We start from the raw sequence: 21,736 nt of genomic DNA, 5'->3' as shown, positions 1-21,736 counted from the left end.
TTGGGCCGGCATTGCCGGCCCAACGGCTGCTCAGGCGGCCGAGACCGGTGGTGCTTGGTCCGGGGCGCCGGTCGCCTCGCGAGGCTCCGGCTCCTCATTCACCGACGCGGTGGGTTCGGCAGATCCCGGTTCGTCAGGTCGCGGTTCGCCGGCCTTCTTCTCGGCCTCGTGCGTCCCCACGATGTCGAGCATGCCTTGCGCGATCTCGCGCTCCCCCATGATGACGTCGGTGATGCCGTGATCGGCGAGGTGCTGCACCTCGGCGTCGGAGTGCGCACGCCCCACGATGATGATGCCGGGATTGAGCTCGCGTGCGCGATCGCCGATGTGGGCCGCCTCGAAACAATTCGGGATCGCCAGGAACAGGCTGCTCGCCCGGGCGATGCCGGCCGAATCGAGAATGCCGTCCTGGACCGCATTGCCGAGGAAGACTTCGTCGCCCTTCGCCCGCGCCTCCTTCGCCAGCACGTCGCTGTCCTCGATGACCAGGAAGGGTTTCGCGGTCTTGCGGAGCGTTTCGGCGACGAGCCGTCCGACCCGGCCATAGCCGACAACGATGGCGTGGTTGGCGAGCTCCGTGTCGGCGATCGCTTCGCCGGGCGAGATGGGGGCGGCTGAGGTCCCCGCGGCGGGCTCCATCCGCTTGCGCACCACGTCGAGCAGCGTGAAGGCGAACGGGTTGAACAGGATCGAGAGGATCGCGCCGGCGAGGATCAGGTCCCGCCCGGTATCCGGCAGGAAGCCGAGCTGGCCACCGAGCGCCGCGAGAATGAACGAGAACTCGCCGATCTGCGCGAGGCTCGCCGAGATCGTCAGCGCGGTCGCGTTGCTGTGGCCGAACAGGCGGACGATGCCGTAGGCTGCGAACGACTTGCCGAACACGATGATGAGCACGGTCGCCAGCAGCGGCAGCGGCTCGCGCACGATGATCGACGGGTCGAACAGCATGCCGACCGACACGAAGAACAGAACCGCGAACGCATCGCGCAGAGGAAGCGTCTCGGCGGCGGCGTCCTGGCTGAGCTCGGACTCGCTCAGCACCATGCCGGCGAAGAAGGCGCCGAGGGCGAAGGAGACGCCGAACAGCGTCGCAGCGCCCCAGGCGACGCCGAGGGCGATCGCAAGCACGGCGAGGCGGAACAGTTCGCGGGAGCCCGAGGCGGCCATGATATCGAGAAGGCGTGGGATCACGCGCCGTCCGACGATCAGCATGATGGCGACGAAGGCTGCGACCTTGCCCAGCGTCAGCCCGAGCGTCGTCGCGATCTCCTGGAGGCTCATGCTGGCGCCGCCGTCTGCGGTCCCGAGCAGGCTGCCGATTGGCGGCAACAGGACGAGGGCGAGCACCATCGCGAGGTCTTCGACGATGAGCCAGCCGACGGCGATATGGCCGCGTGTGGTGTCGAGAATGCGCCGTTCCTGAAGGGCGCGCAGCAGCACGACCGTGCTGGCGACGGAGAGCGCAAGGCCGAACACCAGCATTCCGGCAGGTGGCCAGCCCATCAACCATCCGAGGCCTGCGCCCATCGCGGTCGCCACCGCGATTTGGACGAGCGCGCCGGGAATGGCGATGGCCTTCACCGACAGGAGCTCGCGCAGCGAGAAATGCAGGCCGACGCCGAACATCAGCAGGATCACGCCGATCTCCGCGAGCTGCTGGGCAAGTTCCATGTCGGCGTTGAAGCCGGGGGTCGCCGGGCCGACTGCGACGCCGGCCAGAAGATAGCCCACCAGGGGCGAGAGTTTGAGCCGGTTCGCGATGGCACCGAAGATGAAGGCAAGGACTAGGCCGATGACGATCATCGAAATGAGCGGTGTATCGTGCGGCATCACGTCTCTCTTGTTCGGGGCTGGAACGGCGGGTGGGCTCTCCAATGTGGCCGTTCCACAGCAACAGATCAATGCGGCGACGTCGTGTTGTTCCGCAGCGCGGCGGTCCGTCGCGCTCCATTAGTCGGTTCACGCAGCCTGTTCGGGCGCCGGCTCCGCAACGCGACCTTCGGCGCCGCCGCGCGCTTCGGCGAGGCGGGCGGCGGCATCGTGCAGCGTGCGGACCTGGCGCTCGACGCGCATCAGCGTGGCCACCATCATCTCGTCGCTCGTCGTGGGGATGGCCGTGTGAGGGGACGGCCAGGAGATCGCATCGGGCAGCGGCGGCGGCGGCTCGACCTGTTCGAGTGCGGTGGCGATCGCCGTGAACGCCGCGTCGAACCACGCCCGCGCGGCCGCGGCGACGGGCTGGAGCGCCGCCGAGGGGCACGCCTCCGGAACGAGGCTCAGGTCGATCGAGAGGACCGAGATGCGGCGGGCGGCGGTCGCGATGGACATCCCCGGTTCGATCGCCTTCGAGGGGATGAATCGAGGCTCGTTGAGGAGCCGCTGAATGGAGGCTTCGATGTTGCCGCAGGCGAGACCGCAGGCGCGCTGGCAGGCTGCAATGACGGCGCGCGGCTGCGGCGGGCGGGTCATCGCCGTGAGAATGAAATCGCGGCCTTGCCGCACCCCCTTCGCCGCGGCGAACGAGAGGGTGTGCTCTTCCCACCGCGGCCAGATGAGGAAGCCGATCGCCGTCGCCAAGGCTGCCCCGATCAGGCTGTCGACCAGACGCAGGAAGGCGAGCTCCCAGCCGATGCCGCCGCCGAAATAGAACAGGTCGGCGATCATCAGGAAGCCCATGGTCATCCACGTCACATAGAACGCATAGCCGTAGCCGCGCACCAGTTCCGAGCCGACCAGGAAGACGAAGGCGAGGAGCACGATTTCCATCGGCTGATCGACATAGATGAGGACGATGGCGGCACCGAGTGCCCCGAGCATCGTGCCGAGAATGCGGTCGAGCATCCGTCGCCACGTCGTCGCCATGTAGGGCGTCAGGATCATCAGGGTGGTGATGACGAGCCAATAGCCGTGGCTGAGATGGAGTGCGTCGGCGAGATAGAGCGCCGCCGCTCCGCCGATGGCCGCACGCACGGCGTGGCGGAAGGCGACGGATTGGATGGTGAAATTCTCCCGCAGCGTGCGCCCGATGTCGGCGAGGGAGAGGCGCGTCGCCGGCTGCGCGAAACGCTCGGCTAGGTGTTCCGGCACCCGCACCGCCGCGGTCAGGTCGCAGCTTTCCTCAAGGCATTGCACCATCTGACCGATCGTGACGGCGAGCCTGCTTTCGACGGGATCGCCGGCATCGAGCGCCTGGGCCGCCGCCTTGAGGCGCTGGACCGACGTGGAGAGCGCCTCGACGCGACGGTCCATGCCGTTGTTCGTCGCGTCGGCGAGAAAGCGCAGAGTGCGGCTGACGTTGCGCAGGACGGGCTGGAACTTGTCGCGCGGTCTGCCGCGGGACGCCATCAGCTCGAGCGCGCTCGTCAGGGCGGGAAAAAGCTGAAAGGTCTGCTCGGCGTTGCCCCGGAGCGCGATGAGGGCTTCGCCGCGCCCACTCTTGCCGCTGCGTCCGCGGCGGAGGGCGGAATAGGCGAGGGAAGTGTCCTCGATCGCCTGCCGGAGCGGAGCCCAATGATCGGTCGGCAATTTGGCCCAGGCGTTGCCGGGGGTCGGCATGGCGTTGATCGCCTCGACCTGGCTCGAAAGGTCGGCGAGCTTGGTCCAGACCTTGGCGAGGGCGCTGCGCGCCGGCGCATAGGGCGCGATCCGCCATACCACGATCGCGAGCAGCATCGCCCAAAGTCCACCGACCAGGATAAAGCCCGCCGTTTCCAGGGCCGATGTGATCCCGATCGCCGGCATGCAATAGAGCACGCCGAGTTCCGTGAAGAGCATCAAGCCGACGGTGCTTGCCGCGGTCCCGAACACCATCGTGTAGCTGAGCGCGAACCCGAAGAGGCCGAGGATCGCCATCGACACCGGCAGGGGCGGCGCATAGGAGAGACTGATCACCGCCACGAGGGCGCACAGGCCGGTGAAGAGGCCCATCGAGGCGATCCGCAGCCTCAGGGCGCCGCCGGGATCGGCGAGAGAGCAGAGAAAAGCGGCGACGCCGGTGAGCGAGAGCTCCGGCAGATGAAAGAAGCCTCCGATCGCCACCGGTACGATGCAGGCGGTCGCCGTGCGGAGCGCGAGCGAGAAGCGCACTTGGCTGTTCAAGGTCCAGTGTGGAACCAGACGGGCCAGGGCCTTGTTGAGGGTCATCGGGGCAGTGTCCTCGCTTCGTACCTCGCCCGTCCGCGCCGCTTGTCAGCCGCGCTTTCGGACCCGCACCTTGTCGGTGCGGTCCTAGCGCGCGAAGATGAAGAGCTTTCGATGGCCTGTCGACGGCTGTGCGGTCGCGACGGACAAGCGGAACCAGGCGGTGCGTCGGCCGTTCCCGACAGAAGCCCCGACGGGGCGGGTCGGGGGAGGGAGTTTCATGCGGCTTGCCGTTGTGCTGAACGTGGCCTCGGGGTCCCTGCTCGGACGTGAGAGCGCGGCGGAGGAGGTCGAGACGGCTCTCCGCGCGCTCGGCCACGATTATCGGATGTTCCTCGACGGTCCCCTCATGGAGCGCATGGAGCAGGCGCTCGCGTGGCGGCCGGATCGTCTCGTCGTTGGCGGCGGCGACGGAAGCATCGCCGCCGCCGCGACCGCGATCCACGGATGGCGCAGCCACGGCGAGGGCCCGGTGCCGCCGCTCGCGATCCTGCCCCTCGGCACCATGAACATGGTGGCGAACGACCTGAAGCTTCCGCTCGAGCTGCCGGCGGCGGTCGCCGTCGCGGCCGGAGGGCAGGAGAAAGCCATCGATCTCGGCGAGGTCAACGGGCGGCTGTTCCTCTGCAACGCCGTGCTCGGTCTGCCGGCACGGGTGGCCCAGCACCGGGAGACGCGGCGTGGGCGGCTCGGCTTCCTGGCGTGGGCGGGGATCGCGCGGCGCACCATTCTGTCCATCCTGCGCGAGCCAGCCCTCGGGGTCGCGATCCGCCTGCCGGCCGGCTGGCGGCGGATGCGGACCCGGGCCGTGATGGTCGCCAACAACCGCTACGACGACGCGGTCGGCAGGCCCTTCACTCGCACCAGCCTCGACGGCGGCGTGCTCACCCTCTACATCGCCCGCGGCGTCGGGGTGTGGAGCCTTCTCCACACGGCGATCGACTCGCTGGTCTGGGGCCTCGCCCGGGCGCATTGGCTTGAGACCCATGAGCTCCGTCAGGTCGCGATCACCGCGCACCGTGCCGCGGTGCGGATGATGGTCGACGGCGAGGTTCGACTGATGAAGCCGCCCCTGCGGTTCCGCATACGGCCCCGGGCGCTGACGGTGATCGTGCCCGCCGAGGAAACCGCGTCTGCGGCGCCGGCCGGCCCCGGCGGTGTGGAGGTTGCAGCGTGAGCTATCCCGCAGCCGGGCCGCCGGGCACGACCACGCTCGTCCATCTCTCGGATCTCCATTTCGGCCGCGTCGATCCTGTCGTCGTCGAAGCGCTCGTCGCGGAGGTGCGGGCCGCGGCGCCCGATCTCGTGGTGGTGAGCGGCGATCTCACCATGAGCGCGCGCTCGGCCGAGTTCCGCGCGGCCCGCGCCTTTCTGGATGCGCTCGATCGGCCGATCCTGTGCGTGCCGGGCAACCACGATTTGACGCCCTATCTGCTCCACGAACGCTTCTTCGATCCCTATGGCCGCTGGCGGCGGTGGATCGACGAGACGGTGGAGCCGATCTGGTTCGACGACGCGGTCGCCGTCGTCGGGCTCAACTCGGCCCGGCGGGCCTCGCTGCACTGGGATTGGTCGCGGGGGCGCTTACGGCGCCGCCAGCTCGACCGTGCGCGCCGGCATTTCGCGGCGCTCGGCGAGCAGCGGGTGCGCATCGTCGTCGCCCATCATCCGTTCCTGCCGCCTGAGGATGCACCCGAGACGAGGCTCGTCGGGCGCGCCGAGGCGGCGCTCGCGCTGTTCTCGGGGCTCGGCGTCCGCCTCGTCCTCGCGGGTCACCTGCACCGGGCCTACAACAGTCCGGTCGTCTCCGTGTCGCCGGCCGCCCCCGCGCCGCTCTATGTCGTGCAGGCCTCCACGGCGACCTCGACGCGGGTGCGCGGCGAGCCGAACGCCTTCAACATCATCCGGATCGCATCCGGAGGCATCGAGGTGCGGCGTTCTCTCTGGACGGGACGGAGCTGGGTCGTCGGCGAAGACGCCGCCTCGCGCTTGGTCCTCTGAACGTCGGATCGCGCCGGAGAGGAGCGCGCGGATCCGACGCGCCTGTCACGAAAGGTTCACTGCGATCGCGGATGCGTGACGGAATCGTGCGCCGGCTCGCGAATGTCGGCGCCGCCGCCTGTGCATGGAGAGATCGCCGTGGCCCATACCCGCAAGAACGAGCGCCGCCTGCTCACCGACACCGAACTCGAATTCGTCGAGAAGGCGCGCCATCCGGTGCTGGCAGAGCTCAGCCACGCCGATCTCCAGGCGCTCATCCATCACCTGCGTGACCGCCGCGACCGCGCCCAGTCGATCGCCAACGATCAACGCCGCGCCTTGCGCGGCAAGGGCCGCCAGGAGATCCGCTTCGATCAGGCCGATGCCGGCAACCGCCAGAAGGCTGCCGTTCTGACCGACGCGCTGACCCGCGCCCGCCGCGAGGCGACACGCCGCGCCGACAAGGCGGCCCGCGAGGCTCTGACCGCCAATGCCCGCCGTGCGCTGGCGATGAAGCGCGCCGCTGGCGGCGCGCACCATCCCGACGCCGGACTGCACGCCAACACCGGCATGCACCTCAAGGAAAAGACGCGGATCGACAAGATCGGCGCGCCGGGCGAGGCCGGTCGCGTGACCAAATTCGTCGCCGTCGCCCAGGCCAAGAAGGATGCCCGCGGCTCTTCTTGAGTAATATTTCGAGATGATAGGCTAATAGAAAAATCAATGAATGCTCCTGCAGCATCATTTTAATAGATAGCAGCACGTTAGAATCAATAAAGGCGTTATTTTTTAGTTTCTTTAGATAAAATATATTAAGATCTGCGCCGAATTTGACGGGTATCCAGAATGCTGCTTCTATCAGCGGTAGAGATGCGCTCGGCTTAGTTGTCTAAGTGGGGAATCTCGATCTGGGAATTTAATCCGTACGGGGGTGGCATATGAGGACAATTCTTGCCTTTTTCTTCATATATGGAGTAGCAACGGTTACTGCTCAGGCCCTGGATTGCGTGAGCACAAAGCGCCTCAGTGTCGATGCAGACGGTGCGCCGGACTCTTACCGCGTTGATGGTCGGGGGCTTTCAAATACTTGCGATGGCGTATTTGCCATTGTAGACGGCGTGGCGCGCACCCCGCTCAATGATCGTAAACACTGGTATGCCCTGTGCAGATCTTATTGGCAGAATGCTGAGAAGACGAAAGATTATTCAAAAGTAAAAATCGTTGGATTTCTGACTGAAAAGTCTGGAGAGCCGAGGATTCAAGGAGTGGGCGATCCGTTGCCTGGTCAAGCCTATGTAACGACGACAAAGTTGACGATTCAAAATACCCCTGAAAACTCGCAGCGGCACTATGTTAATGCCAGCGAGATTCCGTACGTCGTTCTATCTTCTTCTTATGCGGAGAAATATCGCCTTTCACGAGGTGACCTCGTGGCGGTCTACCGCCCGAAGACGGGTGCCATCGCTTATGGCGTATATGGCGATTGTTGCCGGCTGGGCGAGGCTTCGATCCGACTTCACCAAGATCTCGGCAGTAATCCTATCGTCGTTCAGAACGGTGTGCGACGGGCCAAACGAAACATCGAAGATCCCGTTTACTTTATCGCCTTGACAGGGGCGCATACCACTCCGACGCTGGATTCCGCGGCGTGGCGGAAGCAGATCGCAGAGCGCGGACAGCAGGCCCTAACGGCCCTTGGCGGCATCAATGCCGTGAAGGCATGCAACGCGGGAAAGCCTTGACGGGCCGCCTCGGCGCAACAATGCGGATCTGATCGGCCTAACGATAGCTGCGCAGTGTTCTCTCGCGCGAGGCAGTGTTCTCTCGCGCGAGAGAGAGCCGGGCGGAACGCGCTGCCCGCCCGGCCGGGTCGTCACTTTCAATCGCCGGCGTTCGCGGCGGTCTTGTAGGGCCAGCTCCACTCCTGGATCTCCGGCATGTCCTCGCCGTGCTCGCAGACATAGAGCTTGTGCTGGGTGAGCTTGTCGCGAAGCTGCTGGCGCAGGTGCGCCGCCTTGACCGCGAGGCCCGGGACCCAATCGATCGCGGCCATCGCGAGATGGAAGCGGTCGAGTTCGTTCAAAACGACCATGTCGAACGGCGTCGTGGTGGTGCCTTCCTCCTGGAAGCCGTGAACGTGGATGTTCGCGTGGTTCGTGCGGCTGTAGGTCAGCCGGTGGATCAGCGCCGGATAGCCGTGATAGGCGAATACGACGGGCTTGTTCGTGGTGAAGATGCCGTCGAACTCCCGGTCCGGCAGGCCGTGGGGGTGCACGTCCTTCGGCTGAAGCGTCATCAGATCGACCACGTTGACGACGCGGATCCGGAGGTTCGGCAGCGCCTGGCGCAGGATGTCCACGGCCGCGAGCGTCTCGAGCGTCGGCACGTCGCCGGCGCAGGCCATGACGAGGTCCGGCTCCTCGCCGTCATGGTCGGTGCTCGCCCATTCCCAGATGCCGATGCCGGCCTCGCAATGGTTGGCCGCGGCCTCCATGGACAGCCATTGCGGCGCGGGCTGCTTGCCCGCCACGATGACGTTGATGCGGTTGTAGGTTCGCAGGACGTGGTCGGTGACCCACAGAAGGGTGTTGGCATCCGGCGGCAGATAGATGCGCACCGTGTCGGCCTTCTTGTTCGCCACGAGGTCGAGGAAGCCCGGGTCCTGGTGGCTGAATCCGTTGTGGTCCTGACGCCAGACGTGGGACGTCAGCAGATAATTGAGCGAGGAGATCGGGCGGCGCCAGCCGAGCTCGCGCGACGCCTTGAGCCACTTCGCATGCTGGTTGAACATCGAGTCGATGATGTGGATGAACGCCTCGTAGCACGAGAAGAAGCCGTGGCGCCCGGTCAGCAGATAGCCTTCGAGCCAGCCCTGGCAGAGGTGCTCGCTCAGGATCTCCATCACCCGGCCTTCGTGGGCGAGGTGGACGTCGTAGGGCTCGATGCCCTCCATCCAGACGCGCTCGGTGACGTCGAACACCGCATCGAGCCGGTTCGACGTGGTCTCGTCCGGACCCACCACCCGGAAGTTGCGCTCCTCGGCGTTGAGGCGCAGCACTTCGCGGAGGTAGACGCCCATCACGCGGGTCGCCTCGGCGATGGTGCCGCCGGGTTCCTTCACCTCGACCGCAAGGGTGTGGAAGTCGGGAAGCTTGAGCTCGCGGCGCAACAGGCCGCCGTTGGCATGCGGGTTGGCACCCATGCGGCGGCTGCCCTCCGGCGCCAGCGCGGCGAGCTCGGGCTTCAGCGTGCCCTTCTCGTCGAACAGGTCGTCCGGGCCGTAGCTCTTCATCCAGTCTTCGAGGATGCGCAGATGGGCTTCGTTGCCGCGCACGTTCGACATCGGCACCTGATGGGAGCGCCAGAAGCCCTCGACCTTCTTGCCGTCGATCTCCTTCGGGCCGGTCCAGCCCTTGGGGCTGCGCAGGATGATCATCGGCCAGCGCGGCCGGCCGTGGAGCTCCGCGCTCTCGCGGGCCCGTGTCTTGATGGCCCGAATGCGGTGCGCGACCGTCTCCAGCGTCGCCGCCATCGCCTGATGCATCGCCGCCGGCTCCTCGCCCTCGACGAAGAAGGGCTCGTAGCCGTAGCCGATGAACAGGCTGCGCAATTCCTCGTCGCTCATGCGACCGAGGATGGTCGGATTGGCGATCTTGTAGCCGTTGAGATGCAGGATCGGCAGCACGACGCCGTCGCTGACGGGGTTGAGGAACTTGTTCGAATGCCAGGAGGCGGCGAGCGGTCCCGTCTCCGCCTCGCCGTCGCCGACGACGCAGGCGACCACGAGATCGGGGTTGTCGAGCGCGGCGCCGTAGGCGTGGACGAGGGCGTAGCCGAGTTCGCCGCCTTCGTGGATCGAGCCCGGCGTCTCGGGCGCCGCGTGGCTCGGAATGCCGCCGGGGAAGGAGAACTGGCGGAACAGCTTCTTCAGGCCGGCCGTGTCGCGGCTGATGTTCGGATAGATCTCGCTGTAGGTGCCTTCGAGATAGGTGTTGGCCACCATGCCGGGGCCGCCGTGGCCGGGGCCGCAGATATAGATGGCGTTGAGGTCGTGGGCGCGGATCGCACGATTGAGGTGGACGTAGATGAAGTTGAGCCCGGGCGTCGTGCCCCAGTGGCCGAGCAGGCGCGGCTTGACGTGCTCCGACTTCAGTGGCTCGCGCAGAAGCGGGTTATCGAGCAGATAGATCTGGCCGACGGATAGGTAATTTGCCGCCTTCCAATAACGATCGATCAGATGAAGTTCGGCTGCGTCGAGCGGCTCGCGGCGCGTTTCGGCCGGGGAATGGTCGTTCATCGTCGTACCTCTCTTGAGCGGTCCCGTCTGTTCAATGACGAGTGTCGCCCTGTTCGGCACTGACGTGGATCAAAGCCCCGTGCGTACGGCAGAAAAGCGCTTCGAAAGCGCATGGAGTGCGCCGAAAAGCGGGACGCACCGTAGATCTTTGGAAGATCGGTGGATGCACCCGGCCGCTTCGCGCGGAAGCGGCCGGGATTTCGGCTTGTGCGCTGTCCCGTTCGGGACGACGAGCGTCTTCAGCCGCCGCTCGGCCGGTAGCCGGCGTAGCCTTGGAGCGGGTCGTAGAGGACGTCGAATCCGTTGATGAAGTGGAGGCCCGGATTGACGAAGATGCGGTACCCGGCCGGCTTCTCCCGGATGCCCGCGGGCGTCATCGGGTTGCCGTCGCCGGGGCTGAACGCATAGGCGGCGGCGGGCTTCGCGGGGTCGCCGATGCTCACCGCGATCTTCTGCGCGTTCTCCGCCCCAGGCACCGCGACGAGCATGCGCACGATCCCCGTATCGACACTGATCGGTCCGCAGCCGGCCTTGCGGCCGTCGACCGCCACGCAGGCGTTCGGAAGCGACCAATCGCCGGAGCGCCGCCGGATCAGCTTCACGAGGGAGAAGTGGTTGGTATCGCCCGGCGCGAGGCCGACCTGGACGCCGCGCGCGGTGACGATGTAGCCCGGCCGCACCGGTGCACCGAGCTTCGCCGTCTGGTCGGCCGCGTGGATGAACGGGTTGCCGAGGGTGCCGTTGCGCACCGCGTCCGGCCGGCCATGGCCGTAGCCGATGCCCATCATGGCGGTGCGCGCGCCGGTCCGGCTTGGCCGGCAGCGCAGCGCGTCGGGCCGGCATGTGATCCGAGAGACTGCGAGGACGGGAATCGGATTGGTCGTGATCGTGGCACCGTTGGCGCCGCGGATCGTCACCGGCACGAGAACGCGGAACCCGACCAAGGTGACGCCCGAGCTGCCGTAGGTGAGGGTGGCGGGGCCGAGATTCGGCAGCGAGGCGAGGTTCGGAATCGCCCGGGAATCGACGGCGATGGAGGTCGAGCCGGTATCCATCGTGAAGCGCCGCCATTCGCCGCCGAACGAGGCCCACAATTGCGGCTGCCGCTCGAGCGGCGAGCCGGCATCGACATAGGTCAGAAAGGTCGGCTGAGCGGCAGAGGCCGTGTTGGTCGCCGCTAAGGCGACGAGGCCGGCGGCGCAGAGAACCGCGGCGCGGAGAGCGCCGGACAAACGCGAACGAAACACCATCTCACTTCCCCAAAAAGCTTGTGGTCCGGGGACTATGGCGCGTCGCGGGGAGGCTTGGAAGGGTTGCCGCTTCGTCGCGCTGCTGTGCCGCAATGCGATGGGGACGCGGGCAAAAAAAAGCCGCGGCGTTGCCGCCGCGGTCTGAAGTCTGGGAGGAAACGCCCAAAGAGGGCATGAGCTTTATAGCCCGATCGACGGCCCGGCAGGTGTGCGAAGGTCGGGAGGCCGCTATGCGCTCCGCGCGGAACTCCGTGAGTGTATTAATTATAATATGCAATCAGGAGATGCTTTTCTAGGCTATTTCTACCGCGTCGACGCGGCTTGCTCAGCCACTTGATGCGGATCAATGCCCGAAAGCCGTACCTTTCTTTAATGGGGTCAATCGGACGCCGGGGATATGGGACGTCTGAGATCGAAGCCGACGCATTCGCCGCTTCGCCGAGACCGGCCTAACGACCGGACACCCAAAGCGGACCACACGCGCCGACTCTTCATGATGGAGAGACCGATGGCCGAGACTGCAACCAAGCTTCCGATCCAAAACGAGACCAAGGCGCCGGCTCCGGCGCCCTTCACGCCGTGGGCGCCGTTCGACGCCCTGCGCCACGAGATCGATCGGGTGTTCGAGGGCTTCGCCGGCGGCGCCTTGCGCAGCCCGCTCGCCCGCCCGGCTTTCAATTTCGATATCGCCTGGCCGCGCGATCTGCGGCTGACCGGCGTCGCCCTCGCGGTGGACGTGGCGGAGAAAGATAAGTCCTATGAAATAACGGCGGAAGTGCCGGGCCTCGATGTCAAGGACATCGAGGTGAAGGTCGCCAACGGAACGCTGACGATCCGCGGCGAGAAGAAGGCCGAGAAGGAGAAGCACGAGAAGGATTATGTGCTCTCCGAGCGCCGCTACGGCGCCTTCGTCCGATCGTTCCGCCTGCCCGAGGGCGCGGACGCCGACCGGATCTCCGCCGCTTACGACAAAGGCGTGCTCACGGTGACGGTGCCGAAGACGGACGAGGCCCGTCGCAGCGAGAAGACGATCGACGTGAAGACGTCGTGATTGCGTGATCGCGGCGGGCCGCGGTGCCGGCCCGCCAGCTCTCCCGTCATGCCGCGCATCGCGGCCAACGATCCGCGCCGCTCGTGTACGCGGCCTCCGGCGTATTTTCGGAAAAGGAATGGACCATGTCCCATCAAGCGATCGAACTCGTCCGCAACAAGGGCGGACTGCCCAAGCAATACGGCAACTTCATCGGCGGGCGCTGGGTCGACCCGATCGAGGGCCGCTTCTTCACCGACCACAGCCCGGTCAACGGCGAGGCGCTCGCCGACTTCGCCCAATCGACGCCGGCCGACGTCGAAGCCGCGCTCGATGCCGCCCACAAGGCGAAGGACGCCTGGGCGCGGGTGTCGCCGGCGCAGCGCGCCAAATATCTCAACAAGATCGCCGACCGGATGGAGGAGAATCTGGAGCTCCTCGCGCTCGCCGAGACGCTCGACAACGGCAAGCCGATCCGCGAGACGCGCAATGCCGACGTGCCGCTCGCGATCGACCATTTCCGCTATTTCGCCGGCTGCGTGCGCGCCGAGGAAGGCGCGATCTCGACGATCGACGAAGACACCATCGCCTACCATTTCCGTGAGCCGCTCGGCGTCGTCGGCCAGATCATTCCGTGGAACTTCCCGCTCCTGATGGCGGCGTGGAAGATCGCCCCCGCGCTCGCGGCGGGCAATTGCACGGTCATCAAGCCGGCTTCCAACACGCCGCTCTCGCTCGCGATCCTCGCCGGCCTCACCGCCGACATCCTGCCCCCGGGCGTACTCAACGTGGTGACGGGGCCGGGTGGCTCGGTCGGCAAGGCGATCGCCGTCAATCCGCGCATCGCCAAGGTGTCGTTCACCGGCGAGACGACGACGGGCCGCGAGATCATGCGCTATGCGGCCGAACATCTCATCCCGCAGACGATGGAACTCGGCGGCAAGTCGCCGAACATCTTCTTCGCCGACGTGATGGACGACGACGACGGCTTCCTCGACAAGGCGCTCGAAGGCTTCGCCCTGTTCGCCTTCAACAAGGGCGAGGTGTGCACCTGCCCGTCGCGGGCGCTGGTGCAGGAATCGATCTTCGACAAGTTCATGGAGCGCGCGGTCGCCCGCGTCGGCCGGATCAAGGTCGGCGATCCCTTGTCGCCCGACACCCAGATGGGCGCCCAGGCCTCCAAGGACCAGCTCGAGAAGATCCTCGACTATATCGAGATCGGCAAGGCGGAAGGCGCCGAATGCGCGGTCGGTGGCGAGCAGGCGAAGCTCGGCGGCGATCTCGACAACGGCTATTATGTGAAGCCGACCGTCTTCGTCGGCCACAACAAGATGCGGATCTTCCAGGAGGAGATCTTCGGCCCGGTGCTCTCGGTGACGCCGTTCAAGACGATCGACGACGCCATCGCGATCGGCAATGATACCATGTATGGCCTCGGCGCCGGCGTATGGTCGCGCAACGGCAACAACACCTACCGGGTCGGCCGGGCGATCCAGGCCGGGCGGGTGTGGACCAACTGCTACCACGTCTATCCGGCGCACGCCGCCTTCGGCGGCTACAAGGCCTCGGGCTTCGGTCGCGAGACCCACAAGATGATGCTCGATCACTACCAGCAGACCAAGAACCTCCTGGTCAGCTACTCGACCACGTCGCTCGGTCTGTTCTGACCCGAGGTCTGTTCTGACCGGAGACGATCGCTGTCGGCGATCTCGGCGCCGCCCGAGCCATCGGTCCGGGCGGCGTCGCGCGCTTTGCAACCGTCACGCCGCGGCGACGCGGTGCAGGAAGTCCTCGATCAGCCGGCCGAGATCGGCGGTGCGCTGATCGACCTGGCCGGCGGTCCGCTCGACGTCGCCGACCGAGCGGCGCGTCCCCGTCACCGCGGTGGACACGCCCGCGACGCCGTCCGACACGACCGTGGTGCCTTGCGAGGCGCGCACGACATTGACGCCGATCTCCGCCGTCGCGGCGCGCTGCTCGGCCATCGTCTCGCCGACGGTGGCGGAGAAACGCTGCACTTCGAGGATGCGCTCCGAGATCGCCGAGATCGCCGCCACCGCATCCGCCGTCTCGCGCTGGATCTCGGTGATCTGGCGGCCGATCTCCTCGGTCGCCTTGGCGGTCTGGTTGGCGAGTTGCTTGACCTCGCTCGCGACCACCGCGAACCCCTTGCCCGCCTCGCCCGCGCGTGCCGCCTCGATGGTGGCGTTGAGGGCGAGCAGGTTGGTCTGGCCGGCGATCGCCTGGATCAGGCTGACCACGTCGCCGATGCGCGCGGCGGAGTGGGCGAGCCGCGCGATGGTGGCGTCGGTCGCCCGCGCGCCGTCGGTCGCCGCCTGTACCACCTCGCCGGTGCGAGCGACCTGGGACGCGATCTCCTCGATCGAGGCGACGAGTTCCTCGGTCGCGCTCGCAACTGTGTTGACGTTGTAGGAGGCCTCCTGCGACGCCGTCGCGACCGCGCCGGTCCGGCTTTCCGCCTCGCCGGCGACCCGACCGAGCGCCTCGGCCGTGGTGCGCAGGTCGGTCATCGTGTTGCCGACGGAGGCGATGAGCGCGGTCGCACCGGCCCGGAACTCGGCGATGAGGCCTTCGGTCTCGGCCTGACGCTGGGCCTTGGCCGCCGCATCCTCGGCCTGCGCGGCCGCGAGCGCCCGCCGGCTCGCCTCGTTGTCGCGGAACACGGCGACGGCGCGGGCCATCTCGCCGAGTTCGTCGCGCCGCTCGGTCTCGGGCACGGCGTCGAGATTGCCGGCGGCAAGACCCGCCATCGCGGTGCGCAGGCGGCCGAGCGGCCGGGTGATGCTGCCCGAGATCGCGAACGAGGAGAGCGCGCCGCCGACCACGATGAGGCCGATGAGGATGGCGATGGTGAGGGTGGTGCGGTCGCGGAACACGGCGAGGCGGGCCTGCGCCGCGTCGGCCCCGGCGCGGGCGCGCTCGAGGAGGGCGTTCGCCGACGGATCGGCGACGTCGAAGGTGAGCAGCAGCCGCTCGATCAGGGGCTGCCGCGCCGCCATCAACTGAGAATAGGTCGCGAAGGTCGTGCGATAATCGCCGACCGGGCCGGCGAAGCTCGCCTTGACCGCATCGTCGATCTGCGCGCGCTCGACATTGCGGGTGAGCCGGTTCGCCGCCGCCTCGAAGTTGCCGGCGGCGAGGTCGTTATGGTTGATCGCGAATTGGGCGCGGGCGAGGTCCATCTGGCCGAGCGCGGCGGCGAGCTTGATACCGTCCGCTCCGAACAGGCCGCCCGGAACGCTCTTGATCGCGCGGGTCACGGCGGCCGATTGATCGTCCATCTTCGACCACAGGCTCGTCGCATCGTCGAAGCCGAGCTTGCGGTCGTCGGTTACGACGTCCGAGAAGAGCGGGCCGACGGTGACGATCATCTTCGCCAGGGTCTCGACCTCGCCGCCCTGGTCGCCGGCGGCCGCCGCATCCGCCCGCAGCGTCGCCAGCGCCGCATCGACCTCGGCGAACTTCGCCTGGGCCGCGGCGGCGGTCTGCTCGCCGGGGGCGGCGAGATAGGCCCGAAGCGCCGCGATGGTGGCCGAGGTCGCCCGGCCGACCGAGACCGCCGAGCGGGCCACCGCGGTGAAGGCGCTATCCTCGGCCGCGACGCGGGCGATTTCCCGTTCGCCGATGAGATAGCCGCCCACGACGGCGATCACGCCGAGGAACCAGAGCACCGACAAGGCGGCGATCCGGGCCCGGATCGACAGGGTGCCGCCGCGCCGCGCGACCGCGGCGCCGGCCCGCCGCCGCCGGGCGGACCCGGACGATGGCGAGGACGAGGGGGCCTCCGTCGGGCCGGCGAGCGTGAGGGCGGCAGACGACATCCGGCGAGCCTTTCCAGCGGCGCGGACCGCATCGCCACGGATCGCCCCCGAGGCCTCGGGCTCGAGCTTACCCGAGGAGGAATCGCGATACGTCTGCGATGAGCACGGTGTGTTGCAGAACTGAGCCGGGTGGGACGCTAGGTTGCGAGAATGGTGTGAAGCTTGCGTCTCGCGTGCGCGGCACGCTCACGCCGAAGAGCCTTCGGCGTGACGAAGAGTTTCCATGATGCCGGAAGGATCTTATCGGCCGGCGGGCTTCGCCTGCGTGAGCCACTTGGGGTCGAACCACGTGTCGGCATCCCCGTCATAGGGCAGGCGGTTGATGTCCCAGTGCCGGATCAGATGGGCATAAGCCGACCACACCGCCGGGCCGCCGCCGATATAGACGACGCGGCCGGGGAAGCGGGCGATCACCTCTTCGGGCACGTCGCCGGAATGGATCTCGACGATGGTGCGCTCGGCGTAGGCGAACTCCGGCACCCAGTGGATGGTGCGCGCGCCGGCGACGAGGACGTGGCCGCGTGTCGCCGCCCAGAAGGCTTCGACATCGGCGAGGAATTCGGGCCGCGTGTCGCCCTCCCAGGGCAGATGGCCGTTGAGGCCGAGCTGGCCGGAACGGCCGATGGCGCACATCGCGCGAACGTCGGTCATGATCATGCTCCTCCGGGTCGATCGGGCGACACTTTAGATCGATCGGCGGCGGACAGGCGAGGGGACCTTTGCTGATACTTCCGGCTCTAGTGCCATGTCCTTGTCCCAGCACGCGATTCGACCGGAACCCGCGGCTCCCTCGATCGTTGATGAGACGGTCGGGGTTAACGCTCGGACCGGGGCTGGCGTCGGGCACTCGACGCCCCGAAGGGCTCGGCGCCAGCTTCCCCCCGCTTCGCGCATCGGTTTGGCGAAGGGGATCAGAGATCGCGCAACGTGTCGATCTTGCGCAGAGCCGGAAAAATCACCGCCCAGATCAGGACGACCGCAATCGATCCGACCCCGCCGACCACGACGGCGGGGATGGCGCCGATGAGCGCGGCGGTCAGGCCGGATTCGAATTCGCCGAGCTGGTTCGAGGCGCCGATGAAGAGGAAGTTGATGGCGTTCACCCGTCCGCGCATCGCTTCCGGCGTCGCCATCTGCACCACGGTCGAGCGGATGACGACGCTGATGACGTCGGCGGCACCCATGACGAAAAGGGCCGCGAGCGACAGCGTGAACGAGGTCGAGAGGCCGAACGCGATCGTCGCGGCGCCGAACACGGCAACAGCGCCGAGCACGATGGGTCCGATCCGGCGCTCGATCGGGAGCCGGGCGATGACGAGCGACATCAGAAGGGCGCCGGCGGCCGGCGCCGCACGCAGCACGCCGAGACCGGTCGAATCGACGAACAGGATGTCCTGGGCGTAGATCGGCAGGAGGGCGGTCGCCCCGCCGAGCAGCACGGCGAAGAGGTCGAGGGAGAGTGCGCCGAGGATCACCGGATGGGTCCGCACGAACCGAACGCCCGAGAGGAAGCTTTCGAGGCTCGGCGGGGTGCGGTCGGGGACGGCGCTCTCCACCGGCTTCAGCGACCAGATGAGACAGCCTGCGGCAGCGTAAAGCGCGGCGACGCCGGCATAGGCGATCGGCGCACCGGCGAGATAGATCACGCCGCCGAGCGCCGGGCCGACCACGAGCGCCGTCTCCATCGCGGAGGTGGCGAGCGTCACGGCGCGGGGCAGCAGGGTGCGTCCGACGATCCGGGGCAGCAGTGCCGCGGTCGCCGCCATCTCGATGGTGCGCGTGCCGCCATGAACGGCGGCGGCGGCAAACACCATCGCCGGGGTGATCGTGCCGGTCGCCGAGGCGGCGCCGAGGCCGAGCATCACCGTCCCCTCGATCCAGAGACACACCCTCGCGACCACGGCGCGGTCGTAGCGGTCGGCGATGTGCCCGGCCGGCAGGGTGAGCGCCAGCATCGGCAGGAACTGGCAGAGACCGACGAGGCCGAGGGCGAACGGGCTCTTCGTCATCGAATAGAGCTGCCAGCCGATCACGACGGCCGCGATCTGAAAACTCGCATAGGAGAAGGCGCTCGCGGTCCAGAACCGCTTATAGCCGGTGTCGGCGAGCCGGGTGGGAGGGGCGTGATGCGTGGGCGCCATCAACGGGGGGCCATGAGGGGGACGCGATGCGCTCCGAGGACGACGAAACCAGATCGCCATAGGCGATGCCGTGGGTTCGTCTGCGTAGCACGAACGGCAGCGGAGGAAAGCCCTCCGCCGATGCCGCGGCATGAGAGGGTTGTTACGCCGCCGTGGAACGCGGCCTCTTTGCCCTCGATGCGTAGAGGCCGACGGCAGCCGCGACGAACCCGGCCGCGGCTCCGACGCCGAGCGCCCAGCGGGGGCCGAAATGGTCGGCAGCCCAGCCGACGATGGGGCACCAACAGGTGTGGCTCCAAGGCCCACGCCGACGCGCAACGCCATGACGCGCCCGCGCATGGCGGGTTCGGTCGAGAGCTGCATCAAGGCGTTGCTGCCGTTGACAAAAGTGAAATAGCCGATGCCGATCACGGCCAGCGACGCGGCGAAGGCCCAGTAGGTCGGCGACACCCCGCCGAACGTAAAGCCGAAACCAAGCAATGCGGAGCTCCAGATCAGCGTGACGAGCGTCGGCCGAGCGCTGCCGGCGCTCCACAACGCGGCCGCCATTGCGCCCACCGCCATCGCCGAGGACAGCATTCCGAAACCTTGGGCATCGGCATGGAAGACCTTCGTCGCCATGGTCGAGATGAAGATCGGAAAATTGAGTGCGAACGTGCCGATCAGAAAAAGCATGACGAGGATGGCGATGAGATCGAACCGGCCCGCGACATAATGCAGGCCCTGCACGAAACTGCCGCGCGCCCGCTTCCTGTCGGGTGGCGCATGGAGTTCCTCGCTGCGCAGCAGGAGCAGCGACGCAAGCACGGCAAAGAAAGAGGCGCCATTCAGGACGAACGCCCATCCTGTCCCCACCGCCGCGATCAGCGCGCCGGATAGGGCGGGTCCGACGAGGCTCGCGAGATTGAAGGACATGGTGTTGAGCGTGACGGCGTTGGGCAGGTCCGCATCGCCGACAAGCTGCGAGACAAAGACTTGGCGAACCGGGGCGTCGAACGCCGCGGCGGTGCCGAACACGAATGCGAACGCATAGACGTGCCAGAGACGCACGGCGCCGGTCAGCGTCAGCGCCCCGAGCATGAGGGCCAGGATGCCCATGCTCGCCTGCGTCGCCATCAGCAGCTTGCGTTGGTCCGAATGATCCGCCGCGGAGCCTGTCCACGGCAGGAACAGGAGCTGCGGTGCGAACTGCAGGGCCATGACGACGCCGACGCTCGCCGCACTGCCGTGCGTCAGCACGACGAGCACCAACCAGTCCTGGGCCGTGCGCTGGATATTCGTGCCGATGTTCGACGCGAGGGCGCCGGCCGCCCAGATCCGATAATTGCGAATTTGGAGCGACCGGAAGGCACCGGCCCCGATCGCCTTCACGGTTTGGTCGCCCCGTTCCCGCCGTGGAAGCGGCCGAAATGCCGGGCCGAGAAGAGCGAGATCAGCAACATGCCGAGGCCGAGTGCGGCCGCGTCGCCCGTGCTCTGGAGATCGAAGCGCGCGACCCGACAGATGAGAACATAGGCCAGGACAAGATTGGCAAATCCCCACATCACATTGACGGTCGATGAGGAGAGGCCTTCGCCGGCTGGCTTGGCGAACGGGCTTTGGAAGGAGCGGCCCATCGTCCCGCTCACGAGATGCGGAATCGCGTTGGCGAGGAAGAGGCCGCCGGCGAAGTGGGCGAGCAGATGAAGCCACGGCATGTCAGACATTCCTTGCATCAAGCAGATCGACGATGTCCTGCGCGGTTCCGGTCTCGCCGAGACGGGGGAACACGCTGTCGATGCTGTAGCGGTGTGCGACCGCGCGCCGGTCGGTCATGGCGTCGATCGCCAGCGTGACGTTGTAGCCTTGCTCGAAAGCTTGGCGCGCAGTCGCCTCGACCCCGGCTCCGGTCGCGACGCCGCAGACGACCACCTGGGTGATGTCGATGGCCCGCAGCCGCGCATCGAGGTCCGTGTTGGCGAACGCGCCCCAGCTTCGCTTGGTGACGACAATGTCTTCCGGCCTTTGGCCCAGCTCGGCGACGAAATCGGTGAAGCCCTCCGGGAGCGAACCGCTGAAGCGCGCGGGCTCATCGGTGCGCCCTGGCGCGCCGCCTGCGACATTGATCAGCACCACCGGCAGAGCATGCCGGCGGAACGCGTCGATCAATGCGCGCACACGGTGGAGCACCTCGGGCATCGAGGGCACGTCGTCGCTCAGGTCGGCAGCGGCAGAGCGCACGATTCCCTTTTGAAGATCGACGACCAGCAGGGCCGTCCTGGCGTCGAGCATCGTTACCGGCATGACTTTGTTCTCAAGGATTGATGAGACGAAGGAATTCAGCCGTCGGTCAACCGCGCCAGCAACGTGACCGCGCGGCCGACGACGTTCAGGTCCTCGGCCGAAAGCCGGGTCTGCAGAGAGTTGCTTAGCCAATCCTGCCGCGCCGCACGCCCACGGCGAATCCATTCACGGCAGGAGTCGGTGAGAGAGAGAAGGATACGCCGACCGTCCGTGGGGTCCGGCTGGCCCTGCACCAGGCCAGCCGCCTCGAGCGCGGCGATGACCGTCCCCATGGATTGGGGTCTCATGCCTTCCGCGCGCGCAAGGCTCGATGCGGTGGCGGGGCCCTCCCGCTCCAGGCGAAGAAGTGCGGAGACCTGCGAAGGGGTCAAATCACCGATATCCGCCTGGTCGCGCAGCCGACGTCGGAGTTTACCGAGCAGCGCGCGAATTTCGGCCGCCAGGGCGGCTGCTTGTGCTGCGTCGGGAGGCGGAGGTTGATCCATACCCCCACATAGCAGACCGCCGGCAAACTATGAAGACAAACTTATAAGTTTTTCTGTCTAATCTGGCGCGTACCCATGGCACGCTGGACGAGGCGATCGCGTGCTGCGGGGGCGACGACCGCGCGACCGTGCGCGCCGGGCAGCGGTTCTCGCGTGCGTTATGTCTCGCGTTCAATTCGGCGTCGTTGGGATAGAGGCGGCGAGGCGGGGGAAAGGCGCGCGCGGAGAGTGTGGGGCGGGAGCGTCGGCCAGAGCGCTCGCACCGCTGCATCAATCAGTGAAATCGAG

General features: G+C 67.2%; 16 protein-coding genes. 6 read left to right on the top strand and 10 right to left on the bottom strand.

Features of this window, described 5'->3' with window-relative positions; all coding sequences use genetic code 11:
• Positions 1-30: 30 nt before the first annotated feature.
• Both ybaL and F0357_RS02825 read right to left on the bottom strand, forming a co-directional pair.
• Entirely contained in the window at positions 31-1,830 is a 1,800-nt protein-coding gene (gene ybaL / locus F0357_RS02830; protein WP_153478515.1) for a YbaL family putative K(+) efflux transporter, read from the bottom strand.
• Between the two features lie 129 nt (positions 1,831-1,959).
• Positions 1,960-4,143 carry an FUSC family protein gene (locus F0357_RS02825; protein ID WP_153478505.1) on the bottom strand — a complete coding sequence of 728 codons (2,184 nt, stop codon included), beginning with the start codon at positions 4,141-4,143 and terminating at the stop codon, positions 1,960-1,962.
• A gap of 217 nt (positions 4,144-4,360) precedes the next feature.
• Between F0357_RS02825 and F0357_RS02820 the strand changes: the two genes are divergently transcribed.
• The 4 genes from F0357_RS02820 to F0357_RS02805 all read left to right on the top strand — a co-directional run bounded on the left by F0357_RS02820 (position 4,361) and on the right by F0357_RS02805 (position 7,862).
• Positions 4,361-5,317, top strand: a complete 957-nt coding sequence (locus tag F0357_RS02820; RefSeq protein ID WP_208948185.1) for a diacylglycerol/lipid kinase family protein — start codon at positions 4,361-4,363, stop codon at positions 5,315-5,317.
• Positions 5,314-6,141, top strand: a complete 828-nt coding sequence (locus F0357_RS02815; protein ID WP_312861428.1) for a metallophosphoesterase family protein — start codon at positions 5,314-5,316, stop codon at positions 6,139-6,141. Before F0357_RS02820 ends, F0357_RS02815 begins: the two co-directional genes overlap by 4 nt.
• Positions 6,142-6,279: 138 nt before the next feature.
• A complete protein-coding gene (locus F0357_RS02810; RefSeq protein ID WP_153478499.1) occupies positions 6,280-6,807 on the top strand; it encodes a hypothetical protein in 528 nt (175 codons plus the stop codon).
• Between the two features lie 251 nt (positions 6,808-7,058).
• Positions 7,059-7,862, top strand: a complete 804-nt coding sequence (locus F0357_RS02805) for a glycoside hydrolase family 75 protein (RefSeq protein ID WP_153478496.1) — start codon at positions 7,059-7,061, stop codon at positions 7,860-7,862.
• Between the two features lie 137 nt (positions 7,863-7,999).
• On the opposite strand, the gene F0357_RS02800 is transcribed toward F0357_RS02805, so the two are convergent.
• A complete protein-coding gene (locus tag F0357_RS02800; protein ID WP_153478493.1) occupies positions 8,000-10,417 on the bottom strand; it encodes a phosphoketolase family protein in 2,418 nt (805 codons plus the stop codon).
• Between the two features lie 239 nt (positions 10,418-10,656).
• Complete coding sequence (locus tag F0357_RS02795; RefSeq protein WP_153478491.1) at positions 10,657-11,667, bottom strand: hypothetical protein; 1,011 nt, start codon at positions 11,665-11,667, stop codon at positions 10,657-10,659.
• 508 nt (positions 11,668-12,175) lie between these two features.
• Here F0357_RS02795 and F0357_RS02790 point away from each other — a divergent pair.
• Entirely contained in the window at positions 12,176-12,718 is a 543-nt protein-coding gene (locus tag F0357_RS02790; RefSeq protein WP_153478489.1) for an Hsp20/alpha crystallin family protein, read from the top strand.
• A gap of 125 nt (positions 12,719-12,843) precedes the next feature.
• A complete protein-coding gene (locus F0357_RS02785; RefSeq protein ID WP_153478487.1) occupies positions 12,844-14,364 on the top strand; it encodes an aldehyde dehydrogenase family protein in 1,521 nt (506 codons plus the stop codon).
• A 93-nt stretch (positions 14,365-14,457) separates the two neighbouring features.
• On the opposite strand, the gene F0357_RS02780 is transcribed toward F0357_RS02785, so the two are convergent.
• From F0357_RS02780 to F0357_RS02750, 6 genes are all read right to left on the bottom strand, one after another.
• Positions 14,458-16,539 (bottom strand): methyl-accepting chemotaxis protein, encoded by a 2,082-nt coding sequence (locus F0357_RS02780; RefSeq protein ID WP_153478485.1) that lies wholly within the window; start codon positions 16,537-16,539, stop codon positions 14,458-14,460.
• Positions 16,540-16,779: 240 nt separating this feature from the next.
• Positions 16,780-17,190, bottom strand: a complete 411-nt coding sequence (locus F0357_RS02775; protein ID WP_153478483.1) for a diacylglycerol kinase — start codon at positions 17,188-17,190, stop codon at positions 16,780-16,782.
• A gap of 260 nt (positions 17,191-17,450) precedes the next feature.
• Complete coding sequence (locus tag F0357_RS25095) at positions 17,451-20,051, bottom strand: MFS transporter (RefSeq protein ID WP_312861427.1); 2,601 nt, start codon at positions 20,049-20,051, stop codon at positions 17,451-17,453.
• Entirely contained in the window at positions 20,048-20,377 is a 330-nt protein-coding gene (locus tag F0357_RS02760; RefSeq protein ID WP_153478479.1) for a hypothetical protein, read from the bottom strand. Before F0357_RS02760 ends, F0357_RS25095 begins: the two co-directional genes overlap by 4 nt.
• Position 20,378: 1 nt before the next feature.
• The gene (locus F0357_RS02755; RefSeq protein ID WP_153478476.1) at positions 20,379-20,963 is read right to left on the bottom strand and encodes an isochorismatase family protein; all 585 of its coding nucleotides are present in this window, start codon (positions 20,961-20,963) and stop codon (positions 20,379-20,381) included.
• A 35-nt stretch (positions 20,964-20,998) separates the two neighbouring features.
• The gene (locus tag F0357_RS02750) at positions 20,999-21,448 is read right to left on the bottom strand and encodes a MarR family winged helix-turn-helix transcriptional regulator (RefSeq protein WP_153478473.1); all 450 of its coding nucleotides are present in this window, start codon (positions 21,446-21,448) and stop codon (positions 20,999-21,001) included.
• Positions 21,449-21,736 lie beyond the last annotated feature (288 nt).

Origin of the sequence: Segnochrobactrum spirostomi, assembly GCF_009600605.1 — a bacterium.
Taxonomy (GTDB): Bacteria; Pseudomonadota; Alphaproteobacteria; order Rhizobiales; family Segnochrobactraceae; genus Segnochrobactrum; species Segnochrobactrum spirostomi.
The sequence above is the reverse complement of the archived record's forward strand: the minus strand, read 5'-3'. Positions and strand labels throughout refer to the sequence as shown.

What these genes read in the sequence shown, in the direction of transcription:
- ybaL (WP_153478515.1), bottom strand. Translation starts at nt 1,830, where the DNA reads ATGCCGCACGATACACCGCTCATTTCGATGATCGTCATCGGCCTAGTC.
- F0357_RS02750 (WP_153478473.1), bottom strand. Translation starts at nt 21,448, where the DNA reads ATGGATCAACCTCCGCCTCCCGACGCAGCACAAGCAGCCGCCCTGGCG.
- F0357_RS02825 (WP_153478505.1), bottom strand. Translation starts at nt 4,143, where the DNA reads ATGACCCTCAACAAGGCCCTGGCCCGTCTGGTTCCACACTGGACCTTG.
- F0357_RS02800 (WP_153478493.1), bottom strand. Translation starts at nt 10,417, where the DNA reads ATGAACGACCATTCCCCGGCCGAAACGCGCCGCGAGCCGCTCGACGCA.
- F0357_RS02795 (WP_153478491.1), bottom strand. Translation starts at nt 11,667, where the DNA reads ATGGTGTTTCGTTCGCGTTTGTCCGGCGCTCTCCGCGCCGCGGTTCTC.
- F0357_RS02775 (WP_153478483.1), bottom strand. Translation starts at nt 17,190, where the DNA reads ATGACCGACGTTCGCGCGATGTGCGCCATCGGCCGTTCCGGCCAGCTC.
- F0357_RS02790 (WP_153478489.1), top strand. Translation starts at nt 12,176, where the DNA reads ATGGCCGAGACTGCAACCAAGCTTCCGATCCAAAACGAGACCAAGGCG.
- F0357_RS02820 (WP_208948185.1), top strand. Translation starts at nt 4,361, where the DNA reads ATGCGGCTTGCCGTTGTGCTGAACGTGGCCTCGGGGTCCCTGCTCGGA.
- F0357_RS02760 (WP_153478479.1), bottom strand. Translation starts at nt 20,377, where the DNA reads ATGCCGTGGCTTCATCTGCTCGCCCACTTCGCCGGCGGCCTCTTCCTC.
- F0357_RS02805 (WP_153478496.1), top strand. Translation starts at nt 7,059, where the DNA reads ATGAGGACAATTCTTGCCTTTTTCTTCATATATGGAGTAGCAACGGTT.
- F0357_RS02755 (WP_153478476.1), bottom strand. Translation starts at nt 20,963, where the DNA reads ATGCCGGTAACGATGCTCGACGCCAGGACGGCCCTGCTGGTCGTCGAT.
- F0357_RS02785 (WP_153478487.1), top strand. Translation starts at nt 12,844, where the DNA reads ATGTCCCATCAAGCGATCGAACTCGTCCGCAACAAGGGCGGACTGCCC.
- F0357_RS02780 (WP_153478485.1), bottom strand. Translation starts at nt 16,539, where the DNA reads ATGTCGTCTGCCGCCCTCACGCTCGCCGGCCCGACGGAGGCCCCCTCG.